This is a genomic window from Nonomuraea sp. NPDC003727 (genome assembly GCF_053586935.1).
This window is the reverse complement of sequence record NZ_JBSFNE010000009.1, coordinates 397,293-409,886: the sequence shown is the minus strand read 5'-3', so window position 1 is coordinate 409,886 and position 12,594 is coordinate 397,293. Positions and strand designations below refer to the sequence as shown.

At 74.1% G+C, this 12,594-nt stretch carries 13 protein-coding genes; 10 read left to right on the top strand and 3 right to left on the bottom strand.

Annotated elements, in window-relative coordinates:
• Positions 1-244: 244 nt before the first annotated feature.
• Positions 245-1,471, bottom strand: a complete 1,227-nt coding sequence (locus tag ACWDLG_RS24835) for a cation:proton antiporter domain-containing protein (protein ID WP_449923774.1) — start codon at positions 1,469-1,471, stop codon at positions 245-247.
• Between the two features lie 104 nt (positions 1,472-1,575).
• Positions 1,576-2,616, bottom strand: a complete 1,041-nt coding sequence (locus ACWDLG_RS24830; RefSeq protein ID WP_449923771.1) for an AIR synthase related protein — start codon at positions 2,614-2,616, stop codon at positions 1,576-1,578.
• Between the two features lie 70 nt (positions 2,617-2,686).
• On the opposite strand from ACWDLG_RS24830, the gene ACWDLG_RS24825 reads away from it, so the two are divergent.
• Genes ACWDLG_RS24825 through ACWDLG_RS24795 form a run of 7 tightly spaced genes read left to right on the top strand, consistent with a single transcriptional unit; the run spans position 2,687 to position 9,780 of the window.
• A complete protein-coding gene (locus tag ACWDLG_RS24825) occupies positions 2,687-3,427 on the top strand; it encodes a phosphosulfolactate synthase (protein WP_449923769.1) in 741 nt (246 codons plus the stop codon).
• A 56-nt stretch (positions 3,428-3,483) separates the two neighbouring features.
• Complete coding sequence (locus ACWDLG_RS24820; RefSeq protein WP_449923766.1) at positions 3,484-4,371, top strand: DUF7714 family protein; 888 nt, start codon at positions 3,484-3,486, stop codon at positions 4,369-4,371.
• Positions 4,356-5,678, top strand: coding sequence for a lyase family protein (locus tag ACWDLG_RS24815; protein ID WP_449923763.1), 1,323 nt, complete (start codon positions 4,356-4,358; stop codon positions 5,676-5,678). The genes ACWDLG_RS24820 and ACWDLG_RS24815 overlap by 16 nt, the downstream gene beginning before the upstream one ends.
• A complete protein-coding gene (locus tag ACWDLG_RS24810) occupies positions 5,675-6,568 on the top strand; it encodes a 1-aminocyclopropane-1-carboxylate deaminase/D-cysteine desulfhydrase (protein ID WP_449923761.1) in 894 nt (297 codons plus the stop codon). Before ACWDLG_RS24815 ends, ACWDLG_RS24810 begins: the two co-directional genes overlap by 4 nt.
• The gene (locus tag ACWDLG_RS24805; protein WP_449923758.1) at positions 6,565-8,010 is read left to right on the top strand and encodes an argininosuccinate lyase; all 1,446 of its coding nucleotides are present in this window, start codon (positions 6,565-6,567) and stop codon (positions 8,008-8,010) included. The genes ACWDLG_RS24810 and ACWDLG_RS24805 overlap by 4 nt, the downstream gene beginning before the upstream one ends.
• Positions 8,011-8,023: 13 nt before the next feature.
• Positions 8,024-9,385, top strand: a complete 1,362-nt coding sequence (locus ACWDLG_RS24800; RefSeq protein WP_449923755.1) for an oxamate carbamoyltransferase subunit AllG family protein — start codon at positions 8,024-8,026, stop codon at positions 9,383-9,385.
• Positions 9,382-9,780 (top strand): OsmC family protein, encoded by a 399-nt coding sequence (locus ACWDLG_RS24795; RefSeq protein WP_449923753.1) that lies wholly within the window; start codon positions 9,382-9,384, stop codon positions 9,778-9,780. The genes ACWDLG_RS24800 and ACWDLG_RS24795 overlap by 4 nt, the downstream gene beginning before the upstream one ends.
• Here the strand turns inward: ACWDLG_RS24795 and ACWDLG_RS24790 are convergent.
• The gene (locus ACWDLG_RS24790; protein WP_449923750.1) at positions 9,777-10,358 is read right to left on the bottom strand and encodes a cupin domain-containing protein; all 582 of its coding nucleotides are present in this window, start codon (positions 10,356-10,358) and stop codon (positions 9,777-9,779) included. The genes ACWDLG_RS24795 and ACWDLG_RS24790 overlap by 4 nt on opposite strands.
• Before the next feature lie 103 nt (positions 10,359-10,461).
• Here ACWDLG_RS24790 and ACWDLG_RS24785 point away from each other — a divergent pair, with 103 nt between their 5' ends.
• Genes ACWDLG_RS24785 through ACWDLG_RS24775 form a run of 3 tightly spaced genes read left to right on the top strand, consistent with a single transcriptional unit; the run spans position 10,462 to position 12,564 of the window.
• Positions 10,462-11,805 (top strand): FAD-dependent oxidoreductase, encoded by a 1,344-nt coding sequence (locus tag ACWDLG_RS24785; RefSeq protein WP_449923748.1) that lies wholly within the window; start codon positions 10,462-10,464, stop codon positions 11,803-11,805.
• Entirely contained in the window at positions 11,802-12,047 is a 246-nt protein-coding gene (locus tag ACWDLG_RS24780; protein ID WP_354917628.1) for a hypothetical protein, read from the top strand. The genes ACWDLG_RS24785 and ACWDLG_RS24780 overlap by 4 nt, the downstream gene beginning before the upstream one ends.
• A gap of 28 nt (positions 12,048-12,075) precedes the next feature.
• Positions 12,076-12,564: an MSMEG_0572/Sll0783 family nitrogen starvation response protein gene (locus tag ACWDLG_RS24775; RefSeq protein WP_449923745.1), complete on the top strand. Its 489-nt coding sequence runs from the start codon at positions 12,076-12,078 to the stop codon at positions 12,562-12,564.
• Positions 12,565-12,594: the final 30 nt, after the last annotated feature.

Here is a 12,594-nt window from a genome sequence, read left to right as displayed (position 1 = left end):
CCAGCCGTGCCGACCAGGGCCGGCGGTCGGGTGTCCGGTCGTGCCGACCAGGCTCGGCGGTCGGGCGTCCGGTCGTGCCGACCAGGCTCGGCGGTCGGGTGTCCGGTCGTGCCGACCAGGGCCGGCTGCCGGGTGTCCGGTCGTGCCGACCAGCCCTGGCGGCCGGGCGTGCGCGCGCGGGCAGAGGGGCGCGTGCGGCGTCGTGCCGGGCACGCGGTAGGAGGCGGCCGGTCGGGGTCGCGGGTCAGCCCAGGACTTGCCTCTCCTCCGGCGCCGGTCCGTCGCCTCCGCGTGTGAGGGCTCTGGAGTACCGCGACGCCAGCGGTCCGGCGCTGAGGCCGTGCACCAGGACGCTCATGAGCACCGTCCCTCCGATGATGGCGACGGCCTGGTCGGCGGCGGGCCCGAGCTCCTCGACGGCGAGGAGCGCGAAGACCAGCGAGGCGAGCCCCCGCGGGCCGAACCAGCCGACGAACAGCACGGTGTTGCGGTCGAGGCCGGAGCCGGCGCAGGCCAGGGCGACGGGCACCATCCGCACGAGCGTGAGGCTCGCGATCGCGTACGCCACGAGGACGAGGTCGGCACGGTCGATCATGGTCGGCACGGCGAACGCGCCGAACGCCAGCCAGACCAGCAGGGACACCAGGCTGCTGGTCTGCTCGACGAACACCAGCTCCTCGGGGCCGCGCCGGCCCGCCACCGCGCCGAAGGCGAGACCCGCGCAGAAGGCCGCGACGAACCCGTTGCCGTGGACCACGAGGGAGGCGGCGTAGGCGACCAGTGCCAGGGCGAGCACGGCGATGCCGGCGAAGTCCTCGGCGGCCCATCCCCGGCGTCGCGTCCACCGCAGCGCCCAGCCGCCGGCCAGGCCCACGCCGGCACCCACGGCCAGTCCGACGCCCAGCTCGGCGAGCGCCCCCCACAGGCCGGGCGCGCCTTCGACGCCCTCCGCCGACGCCGCGCCGGCGATCGCGAACATGACCACGGGCGTGACCATGCCGTCGTTGAGGCCGCTCTCGACGGTGATCAGCCGGCGGACGTCCACCGGCACGGCCGGGTTGGTGACGACCGGCAGCCCCAGGGCGGCGTCGGTCGGCGCCAGGGCGGCGCCCACCAGGAGGGCGAGCCAGATGCCAAGGCCGGGGAAGAACCAGTTCGCCAGCGCCCAGCCGGCGAGGATGGACAGCGGCAGCCCGACCGCCAGGAGGCGCAGATACCGGCCGAGGTCGCGACGCACCTGCGCGAGGGGGACGCCGGCCGCGTCGGAGAACAGCACCCACACCAGGGTGAACTCGACCAGGGGCTTGAACATCCGCGCTGCCTCGATCGGCGGGGCGACCAGGCCGACGGCGGCGAACAGCCAGCCGATCGCGACGAAGACGATCGGCGCGGTGAGATCAGCGCGCTGGAGGCGGGCCGACACGACGCCCCACAGGAAGATCGCCACGGTGACGATCAAGATCGCCGGCATGTCCACCAGGCACCCCCCGCCCGCGCACGCGTCCGGGTCGGACGGCGCCAGAGCCGCCGGGCGAGGAAGACCGCGCAGGTGCCCCGTGCCCGGTGAGGCCCAGTTTAGGACCGTGCTGTTCCGGGCGCGGGCGGGCTCGCCCGGAGACCCCGGCCCGGAGGAGTTCGTCCGAGGTCCCGGCCCGGTTCGGGGGAGGCCGTCCGGAGGCCGGTCACGCGATCCTTGGTCAGGTCGAAGGCCGGGAGGCGGCGCCCGCCCGCCGTGAGGCTGATCACGCCCGTCGCGTCGACGGCGCCGACCCTGGCGGCGGACAGGCCGCGGGAGGTGAAGGCGCGCACGCAGGCGTCGGTCCGGCCGGGCTCGCAGGTCAGCAGGAAGCCGTAGCAGGGAAAGCACGTGCACCACCACGCCAGCGGCACGCCGCGGGGCGCGGGGAGCGCCTCCAGGCTCACGTCCGCGCCGAACCCGCCCCATTCGAGGAGCATCGCGAGGGAGCCGACCAGCCCGGCCATGCTGATGTCCTTGGCCGCCGCTGCCAGGCCCTCGCGCGCGATGCCGGCAAGGAGCCGGACGTCGCCGGCGAGTTCCGGTCCGCGCTCGTCGAAGGAGGGGAAGAACGGGAAGTCCTCCCGCATGACACCCTCGGTGCAGGCGGCCATGACCAGGTCCTGGCCGGCCCGGACGCGCGTGGCGGAGAGCAGGGCGTCCGCGGAGCCGACGGCGAAGGCGGAGATCGACGGGGCGGCCTCGGCGGAGATCGTGAGATGGCCGCCGACGATCGGGACGTCGTACAGGCGCGCGGCGTAGCGCATGCCCTCCAGGGCCGTGCGCGCGGTGGTCTCGTCCGCGACGATCGTGTCCACGATCCCCAGGGGCAGCCCGCCCATCGCGGCCACGTCGTTGACGTTGGTCAGCACGGCCGCCACACCCGCGCCATGGGGGTCGGCGCGGACGAACGGCGGCCACAGCGCCTCGCCGCAGGCGATGACCGTGCGGCCGTTCACGTCGACGGCGGCGCCGTCGTCGCCGGGCCCGTCCACCCAGCCGGAGGCGCCCAGCACCTCGGACACCAGCCCGATCGCACGTTTGGCGTGGATGGCCGGGCTTGTCGCCACTGCCGCGATGACGTCGTCGAGCTCGGCCATGACGGGCCACCTCTTGCCGGAACGGGCCGCCTCTTGTCGGAAAGTAAACGCAAATCGTAACATAGACAACGTGGGACCTGGTTTTCTCGAGCTACCCACCGTGGCGGGCCGTACCCACGTCCTGGACAGGGGCCTGGCCCCCGATGCCGTTGCCGGTCTGCTGGAGTTCACCGGCGAGCACGTCGACGTCTGGAAGTTCGGCTGGGGCATCGCCTACCTCGATCGCGGCCTCGACCGGAAGCTGCGGCTGCTGCGCGAGCACCGGGTCGTCAGCTGCCTCGGCGGCACCCTGCTCGAGATCGCCTGGGCTCAGGGCAGGGCGGAGGAGTGCCTGGCCTGGGCCGAGCGTGCCGGGCTCGACGCCGTGGAGGTCTCCCGCGGGGTCGTCGAGATGAGCCTGGACGACAAGCGCGAGCTCATCAAGACCGCCTGCCAGGCCTTCACCGTGTTCGCCGAGACGGGCCGCAAGGACGCCGGGGCCGCCGCGTCGGCCGCCGAATGGCAGGAGGAGATCGCCGAGGACCTGGCCGCCGGTGCCACGTGGGTGATCACCGAGGGCCGGGAGAGCGGCACGGTCGGCATCTACGACGGCTCGGGCCGTCCCCGGCAGGACATCGTCGAGGCCGCCGTCGGCGCCGCCGGTGTCGAGCGGGTGATGTTCGAGGCGCCCCGCATGGCGCAGCAGGCGTGGCTGATCAACCGGTTCGGCCCCGGGGTGAACCTCGCCAACATCGCGCCCGACGACGTGCTCCCGCTGGCCACCCTGCGGCGGGGGCTGCGGGCGGACACCGCCGCGCTCTCCGTCACCTGACACCCGCCGTGACGCCTGCCATGACGCCCCACGAGACGCCCGACGGGAGCCCCCACGTGACGCCCGACGGGACCCCCAACATGGTCCCGAGCGCCTACCGGGGCGTCTCCGTGGCCCAGGTCGACAGGCTGGACGAGCGGTTCTTCCTCGGCCGGGAGGCATACCGGCGCACGCGCTTCCTGGTGGTCCGCGACGCCCGGGGCGGCACGGCGCTGCTGCGGGTCGAGAAGGAGTCGGACGAGCCCCTCTTCTCGCCCGTCACGAGGGTCGAGGTGCTCGCGGCGCCGGAGGAGTGCGCCTACGTCGTGGCTCCGGAGGCCGATACGGCGGTGCCGTCCACGCTGGCGCGGGTCGCGCTGGCGCGGGCACCGGGCGCGCGGGCCGTGGTGGTCGAGGGCAGGTACGCGCACGTCAGCTTCATCGTGAACCCGGTCCCGTTGCGGCTGGCCGTACGGGAGATCGTTCCGCCGGAGCCGCCCAAGCTGCTCGACCAGGTGCGGCGCCTGCTCGAGGTGGCGGAGGACCTGCCGCCGATCGTGCCGGTGGCCGACACGGTCACCTTCGAGGAGCTCGCGGCGCGGGCCCCGGCCGGACGCTACCTGCTGCCGTGCGGCGGGTCCGGCGTGACGGTCGCCGGCACGCCGACCGCGTACCTGGACCGGCGGCCCGACCTCGCGAAATGGACCCTGCTCGGCTGCGCCAGGTCGCGCGAGATCCACCAGTGGTTCTACGGCGAGCCCGCGGCGGCCACGGTCGACATCTGTCCCAGGGCGCGCGCCGGCGACCCCGGCGTCCCGGCGTTGGCCAAGTGCTGCCTGCTCGAGGACCGGATCGAGCGGTCCGACGGGCTGGCCGTCGTGCCATGGGGCGCCACGCTCGGTCAGGTGCGCGCGGCGCTGGAGCACGTGGCGCGCGGGTGGGAGCCGTCATGGCAACCCGTCTGACCGAATCGCCGGAGTACGCCCACCTGTGGAGCACGCCGCGGCTCCGGGCCGTCTTCGACCAGCGGCTGCAGACCTGGCTGGACATCCTGGCGGCGCTGGCCGCCGCGCAGGCCGAGCTCGGCCTGATCCCGGCGCAGGCGGCCGGGCAGATCGCCGAACACGCCCGGGCGGAGCGCCTCGACCTGGCGTTCGTCGCCGCCGAGACCCGGCGGACCTCGCACTCCACGCTGGGACTCATCCGCGGCCTGCAACGGCTGCTGCCCGAGCCCGCGCGGGAGTACGTCTACTACGGAGCCACCGTCCAGGACCTCACCGACACCTGGTTCGGGCTGGTGATGCGGGATGTCGGCAGGCTCGTCCAGGACGACCTGGTCAGGACGCACGGGTCGCTGCTGCGGCTGGCGGCCCGGCACCGCGACACCGTCATGAGCGGACGCACGCACGGCCAGCCCGGCGCCCCGATCACCTTCGGGTTCAAGGCGGCGACCTGGGCGGACGAGGTGGCACGCCACATCGTCCGGCTCTCCGAGGGCGCCGGGCGGTGGTCGGTGGGCCAGCTGGCCGGGGCGGTCGGCGTGCTGGGCTTCTTCGAGCCGCACGGCCAGGAGCTGCGCGAGCGGTTCTGCGCCAGGCTCGGGCTGCGCGATCCGCTCGTCTCGTGGACCTCGGCGCGCGACCGCGTCGCGGAGTTCGGGACGGTGCTGAGCATGGTCGCGGCCACGCTCGCCCGCATCGGGAACGAGGTCTACGAGCTGCAGCGAGCCGAGATCGCGGAGCTGTCGGAGCGTACGGCGGAGGCCACCGTCGGCAGCATCACCATGCCGCACAAGCGCAACCCCGAGACCAGCGAGCATCTCGACACCCTGGCCAGGCTCGCCAGGGCGGCGGCGAGCGTCCTGGTCGAAGGGATGGCCGGCGGCCACGAGCGGGACGGGCGCGCCTGGAAGGCGGAATGGGCGGCGCTGCCCGACGTCGCGCTCGCGGCGGGCACGGCCGCCGCCCTGGCCGCCGACCTCGTCGACGGTCTCGTCGTCGACGCCGGGCGCATGGCGGACAACCTCGCAAGGACGGGCTGGGCGTCGGAACGCGTCCTGGCCGAGCTGTCGCGGCGGCTGGGCAAGCACCGGGCCCAGGACCTGCTGCACGAGGCGCTGCGCGCGGACGCCGACCTGGCGACGGCGCTGGCCTCCCGCGGCGTGGCCGACCCGGCCGACCTCGCTCGCTGGACCGCGCACCCGGAACTCGCCACCGCGGCGGCCATGGTCGACGCGGTGGTCGCCCGGGGTACGCCGGAGGCGACGCGATGAGCCCTCCGCGCCGGCCCCTGGCCCTGCTGCCTACGCCGCTCCAGCGGCTGCCCGGCATGTACCTCAAGCGGGACGACCTGTGCGGGTTCGGGCTGGCCGGCGCCAAGGCGCGCGCCCTGGAGTATCTGCTCGGCGACGCCCTGGCGCGCGGGGCGGACGTGCTGGTCACGGGCGGTTCGCCGGCGTCCAACTTCGTCGCGGGGGCGGCGCTGGCGGCGTCGGTCTGCGGCCTGGACTGCGAGGTGCTGGTCGCCGGGACGGCAGGGGAGCAGCCGACCGCCACCGTGCGGATGGCACGGTGCGCCGGGGCGACGGTGCACTACACCGGCGCCGACCGGGACGCGCTCGACATGCTGATCGAGGAGCGCGCCGCGCACCTGCGCGAGCACGGGCGCGCCCCGTACGCCGTCCCCCGCGGCGGTGCCACGCCGGTCGGCGCGCTCGGCTTCGCCACTGCCGCCGAGGAACTGGCCGCGCAGCTGCCCTTCGACGAGGCGGCCGTCGTGCTGCCGGTGGGATCGGGGGCGTCGATCGCCGGGTTGCTGGCCGGAAGGGCCGCCATCGGCGCCGGATGGCGTGTCTACGGCGTGTCGGTCAGCCGGCCGCTGCCCCGGATCCGGGACGAGATCCTCGGCCTGGTCGCCCGCATGGGCCACGAAGCGGTCACGAACTGGAAGCTGATCGACGCCACCGGGGCGGCGGGCGATCGGGACGGGCCCATCATGCTGGCCGCCCTGCGCGCCGACGGCGTGCTGTTCGACGCCAAGTACGGCACGAAGGCGCTGGCCGCCGTGGCGCGGCTGCGGCCCGACACGCACGCCCCCGTCGTGCTCTGGCACACCGGTGGCCTTCCCGCCGCGCTCGACCTGCTGGGGAGGGCGGCGACATGACCGGCGGGCCCGCGGAGGAACTGGTGGCGGCGGGCCATGCCTGGGAGGCGGCCGACGCCCCCTGGCTGCACGCCGCGCTGGGTCTCGCCGACCTGGCTCACGGCGTCGAGCTCGCCGACCGGGGCATCCTGCCGGAGCGGGTCCGCGGCCCGCTGCTGGGCGCGCTCCTCGACCTGGCCGCGATGCCCGCCGAGGCCGTCGGCTACGACCCCCGCAGGGGCGAGCCGTACATCTCCCGCGAACGGCACCTCACCGAGCGGATCGGCGACGACGCGGGGTGGCTGCGGGCCGGGCGGACCCGGCGCGAGGCCGTGCGCACCGCCTTCCGCATCCGGGTGCGCGGGCAGGTCCTCGAACTGGTCACCGCCGCCGCCGACCTGGCCGCCACCCTCGCCGGCCAGGCGGAACGGCACCTGTCCACCCTGATGCCCGACTACACCTACCTCCAGCAGGCCCAGCCGACCACGTTCGGGCACTACCTGCTCTCCTTCGCCGACCCCGCGCTGCGCGACGCCGCCCGTCTGCTCGCCGAGTTCGGCCACGTCAACGCCGGCCCGGCCGGGTCGGGGGCGGCCAACGGCTCGAGCATCCTCGACGACCGTGACGCGACCGCCCGGGCGCTCGGCTTCGACCGCGCGATCACGCACACCCGCGACGCCATGTGGCAGACCGACCCGTTCACGCACGTCATGGCCGCGGCCACCAGCCTTCTCCTCACCCAGGACAAGCTGGCCGAAGACCTGGAGATCTTCGCCAGCGCCGAGTTCGGCTTCGTCGAGCTCGCCGAGGAGTACGGCCGGCCGAGCGTCGTCATGCCGCAGAAGCGCAACCCGTACGCCCTCACGGTCATCCGCGGCACGGCGGGCGTCATGCTCGGCCGCCTGACCGGCCTGACCGCCGTCGTCAAGACGCCGTCGGCCCGCAGCGACAACCTCATCTACCTGTACGGCGAGCTGCCGCGCGCCCTCGACGTCGCCCACCGGGCCACCCGCCTCACCACGGGAGTGATCCGCACGCTCGAGGCCGACGCCGCACGCATGCGCGAGGCCTTGGACCTCGGGTTCACCCAGGCCACCGACCTGGCGGAACTGCTCATGCGGTGCTTCGGCGCCGACTACCGCACCGCCCACCGGGTCGTCCGGCACGCCGTACGGCAGAGCGGGGCGCTGGACGCCGCGGCGATCGCGCGTGCGGCCGGGGAGGTCGTGGGTCGTCCCTGGCCGCTCGACGACGCGGAGCTGCGGGTGCGGCTCACGCCCGAGGCGCTGGTCGCCTCGCGCACCGCTCTGGGCGGAGCCGCGCCGCCGGCCATGATGCCGATGATCGAAGGGGTTCGCGACCGGGCCGCCGAGCTGTCCCAGGAGGCGGGGGCCCGCCGCGCGGCGCTCCGCGCGGCGGAGGAGGCGGTCCTGGCCCGCGCCGCGCGCCTGGCCGGACGCTGAGGAGGTGGCCACGATGGAGGTCGTCAACCTGGGGCTGCGGGTGTTCGCCGACGCGGTGGCGGCGCAGGGCGCGACGGTGGTCCACGTCGACGCCGGGCCGCCGGCGGGCGGCGATCCGGTGCTGGTGCGGGCGTTGACCGGCCTGTACGCCGCCGATCTGGACAGCGCGAACGCCGAGGTGGCGCGCAGGCTCGACAGGGAGGTTCCCTACGCGGTAGACGTCCGCCCGGCGGGGCAGGTCGTGCCCGGGATGGGCGACCGCATGATCCTGCACGCCGGGCCGCCGATCGCCTGGGAGGCGGTGTGCGATCCGCTGCGGCGGTCGATGCGGGCCGCGGTCGTGGCGGAGGGCTGGGCCGCCGACCTGGCCGGAGCCGAGCGGCTGCTGGCCGGTGGGCAGGTCGAGCCGGCCTCGGCCAACGAGCACGACACCGTGGTGCCGCTGGCGACGGCGCTCGGGCCGAGCATGCCGGTCTGGGTGGTGGACGATCCCGCGGGCGGCACGCGCGCCTTCGCCCCCCTGGGTCAGGGGCCGGGCGACACGGCCTGGCTCGGCAGGGAGTCGGCCGCGGCCGTCGAGCGGCTCGTCTTCCTCCGTACGGTGGCCGGTCCGCTGCTCAGGGAGATCGTGGCGCGGATGGGGCCGATCGACGTGTTCGCGATCGCCGCCCAGGGCGTGCAGATGGGCGACGACGTGCACATGCGCGTGCAGGCGTCGACCAACCTGCTGCTGCGCTCGATGCTGCCGCAGATCGCCGCGCTCGACGACGCGGTGCCGCTGGCCGCGTACCTGTCGGCCAACCACCTGTTCTTCCTCACGCTGGCGATGGGCGGCGCGAAGGCGCTGACGCTGTCGGCCGAGCGCGTCGAGGGATCCAGCGTCGTCACGACGATGGCGCGCAACGGCACGACGTACGGCGTGAAGCTGGCGGGGGACCGGCGATGGTTCGTCGCCGGCAGCCCGCCGGTCGAGGCCGCGCTGTTCCACGCCGGGTACGGGCCGCGGGACGGCGCGCCCGACATCGGCGACAGCGCGGTGCTCGAACTGGTGGGGCTCGGCGGCGCGGCGACGGCGGGCGCGCCCGCGGTGGCGGCCTTCCTCGGCGGCTCGATGGCCGACGCCGCCCGCGTCACCGGCGACATGCGCCGGATCTGCGTGGCCGAGAGCACCAGGTTCAAGCTGCCCGTGACGGACTTCCGCGGCACGCCCCTGGGCGTGGACGTTCGCGAGGTGGTCGAGACCGGGATCACGCCACGCGTCAACACCGGCATCCTGCACGCCCGCGACGGGTCGGGCCAGATCGGCGCGGGCGTGGCGACGGCGCCCGCGGCGGCGTTCCGGGCGGCGCTGCTGGCGCTGGCGGAGGCGCGATGAGCACGCGCACGGTCGAGGCCCGGTGGCGGGGCGGCTACCGGGTCGACGTCACCGCCGGCTCCTTCCGGCTGCTGGTCGACGAGCCGGAGAGCGCGGGCGGCACCGACACCGGCCCGCAGCCCACCGACTACCTGCTGGCGGCCGTCGCGTCGTGCTTCGCGCTGGCGCTGGTGCACAGCGCCAGGAAGGTCGGCGAGGAGCCGGCCGTGCTCGACGTCAGCGTCACCGGGACCTACGAGGGGACCCGCTACAGCGACATCGCGATCGACGTCGTCTCCTCTCTCACCGACGAGCAGGCCGAGCGCTTCGTCGAGGCCGCGCAGCGGGTCTGCTACGTCACCAACACGCTGCGCGTACCGCCGCGGATCACCGTCCGCCACACCACGGCCGGCTAGCCGTTGCGCAGCGCGATCCAGATCGCCCTGGCCGGCTGGTCGCCGTCGTTGGCCCAGCGGTGCGGCACCTCGCCGGAGAAGTGCAGGGAGTCACCCTCGGACAGCGGGAAGGTGTGATCGCCCACGCGGAAGGTCAGCGTGCCCTCGGTGACGTGGACCAGCTCCTCGCCCGGATGCTGCATGAGCTTGGCGCCGCTGGAGGCGCCGGGCGTGACCGTCGCCATGGCCGCCGCCGTCTGGAACTGCCGGTAGGAGCCGGTGATCCCGGCCAGCGCCAGGCCCTCGTGCGGCGTGTAGACGGTGGGGCGCCGATCGCGCGGGGTGTAGTGCACCGGCTCCGACGGCTGCTCGTCCTCCTCCACGAAGTACCGGACGGGGACGCCGAGCGCCGCTCCGAGCTTGAGCAGCGTGGTGATCGTCGGAACCATCCCGTTGCGCTCGATCTTGTGGATGGCGGCGGCGGACACGTCGCTGACGGCGGCCAGCTGTTGCAGGGATTGGCGCTGCGCCGTACGGAGCGCGCGCAGTTTGGGGCCGATCTGGCTGACGATCTCGTCGACCTGGTGACCCTCGGTCATGAAATCCCCTCGTCATTGCCATCACGAAGCGCCATGCAGGATAGTCAACGTGAAGTCCTCTATAATGTACGAATATTGTGCCGTACGGGCGGGAGTCGAGTCCATGGCACGGAGGACGGTTGTCATAGGCGGGGGCGCCGCCGGCATCGGTGCGGCGGGGGCGGCGAAGGCCGCTGCGCCGGCGGCGGAAGTGATCGTCTACACCGCGTTCGAGGACGTGGGATACAGCCCGTGCGGCATCCCGTACGTGCACGGCAGGGAGATCCCCGACTTCGCGTCGCTGTTCCTGGCCGAGAAGCAGGCCTACGTCGACGCGGGCATCGACGTCAGGTACGAGACGACGGTGCTGGGCTTCGACCCGGCGGCCCGGACCGTCCAGGTCGAGGGCCCGGACGCGAGCCCGGTCGAGGTCGGCTACGACGCGCTGGTCATCGCCACCGGCTTCGACTACGAACCCCCCGGCGTGCCAGGCGAGGATCTCAGCGGCCTGTACTACGTCAAGAACATCCGCAGGGCCATGGAGTGGGACAAGATCCTCGACAGCGTACGGCACGCGGTCGTCGTCGAAGCCTCCCCGCTCGGCCTGGAGATGGTGACCGCCCTGGCCCACCGCGGCATCGACACGCACGTCGTCGACCCGCATCCGTGGGCGCTCGGCGAGCTGTGCGATCCCGACATCGTCGCCCCCGTGCAGGAGTCCTGGGCCGACATGGGCGTGACGATGCACTGGAACACCACGCTCCGCGGCTTCGCAGGCGACCGCGAGGGGCACGTCAGAGCCGTGGCGACCAGCGACGGCGAGCTGCCCGCCGAACTGGTCGTGGTGGCCACGCACAAGGTGGCCAACACCGCGCTGGCCGTGGCCGCAGGGCTCAGGACGGGCATGACGGGAGGGCTGGTCGTCGACGACCACATGCGCACGTCGGCGCCGGACGTCTGGGCCGCGGGCGACGTCTGCGAGATCCCGCACGGGCTGGGCGGGCTGCCCCTGCAGGGCCTGACCGGCAGCCACGCCTACGCCCAGGGCAAGGTGGCGGGCACCAACGCCGCGGGCGGGGACCGCGCCTACCAGCCGGTCTACGTGCCGTGGGGGATGGTCGCGGGCACGTGGATGATCGGCGGGGCCGCGCTGGGCGAGGTGACGGCCACCGCGCTGGGCGTCCCGCACGTGGTCGGCAAGGCGACCGGCATCTCGCGGGCGCGCTACTTCCCCGGTGTCCGGCCGGTCACGGTCAAGCTCCTGGCCGAGCCGCGGACGCTGCGCCTGATCGGCGCGCAGATGGTCGGCGGCGAGGGGATCAAGGAGCGGGCCGACTTCCTGGCGCTGGCCGTCAGGAAGGGCATCACCCTGCGCGACCTGGCGTCGATGGAGAACGTCTACTCGCCGCCGATCGGCGCGCTCAACGAGCCCATCGTGACGGCCGCGCAAGCCGGGGTGGCGACGTGATCAGCCGATGGCTGCGCGAGAACGCCCAGCAGTGCCTCCTCAGGGACGCGCAGGCACGGGTGGCGCGCGCCCACGGCACCGCCCCGCCGCCGGCCCGCGGCTCCTTCTTCTGGCGCAGGATCTTCGTCCCGGTCTACCGGCTCACGCCGTGGCCGGTCCGCCGCAGGGTGCTGGCCGCCATGCCCGGCAGCCACCGCCGCCACTGGCCCGGGCCGACGACGCCGGCCGGCCCCGCCGTCTAGTCAAGGCCGTCTAGTCAAGGAGGTCACCATGCCGAAGACCGTCACCACCGAGCTGCCAGCCGAAGGCGAGACCCTGTACGACACCGAAGAGAAGGTGTTCACCGACGTCAGGGCCGAGGCGGGGCAGAAGGCCTACGTCTTCATCCACACCGTCCCGTACGAGGGTTCGGTGGCCCTGGTCAACCTGCTCACCTCGACGCGCCTGGTACGCAAGGGCTTCGACGTGCGCATCATCCTGTACGGCCCGGGCGTGCTGCTGGCGTCGGGCACGCGGGGTTACCCCGGCGTCGGCCAGGAAGCCTTCCCCGGGCACCTCGCGATCAACAACCAGATCAAGACCCTCATCAAGGAAGGCGCCACGATCTACGCCTGCCGGTTCGCGATGGGCGCCCTGTACGGCTTCCGCGAGGACGACCTGATCCCCGGCGTGACGCCGTTCAACCCGCTCGACGTGCTCGACGCCGCGCTCACCGCGTGGAAGGAAGGCGCGTTTCAGCTGAACACCTGGACGGTCTAGCACCCGCCCGCTGCCGGGGTGCGGGCGCGC

Coding starts and splice junctions, on each gene's coding strand:
- ACWDLG_RS24815 (WP_449923763.1), top strand. CDS start 4,356: ATGGCAACCCGTCTGACCGAATCGCCGGAGTACGCCCACCTGTGGAGC.
- ACWDLG_RS24800 (WP_449923755.1), top strand. CDS start 8,024: ATGGAGGTCGTCAACCTGGGGCTGCGGGTGTTCGCCGACGCGGTGGCG.
- ACWDLG_RS24805 (WP_449923758.1), top strand. CDS start 6,565: ATGACCGGCGGGCCCGCGGAGGAACTGGTGGCGGCGGGCCATGCCTGG.
- ACWDLG_RS24795 (WP_449923753.1), top strand. CDS start 9,382: ATGAGCACGCGCACGGTCGAGGCCCGGTGGCGGGGCGGCTACCGGGTC.
- ACWDLG_RS24785 (WP_449923748.1), top strand. CDS start 10,462: ATGGCACGGAGGACGGTTGTCATAGGCGGGGGCGCCGCCGGCATCGGT.
- ACWDLG_RS24790 (WP_449923750.1), bottom strand. CDS start 10,358: ATGACCGAGGGTCACCAGGTCGACGAGATCGTCAGCCAGATCGGCCCC.
- ACWDLG_RS24835 (WP_449923774.1), bottom strand. CDS start 1,471: ATGCCGGCGATCTTGATCGTCACCGTGGCGATCTTCCTGTGGGGCGTC.
- ACWDLG_RS24810 (WP_449923761.1), top strand. CDS start 5,675: ATGAGCCCTCCGCGCCGGCCCCTGGCCCTGCTGCCTACGCCGCTCCAG.
- ACWDLG_RS24775 (WP_449923745.1), top strand. CDS start 12,076: ATGCCGAAGACCGTCACCACCGAGCTGCCAGCCGAAGGCGAGACCCTG.
- ACWDLG_RS24830 (WP_449923771.1), bottom strand. CDS start 2,616: ATGGCCGAGCTCGACGACGTCATCGCGGCAGTGGCGACAAGCCCGGCC.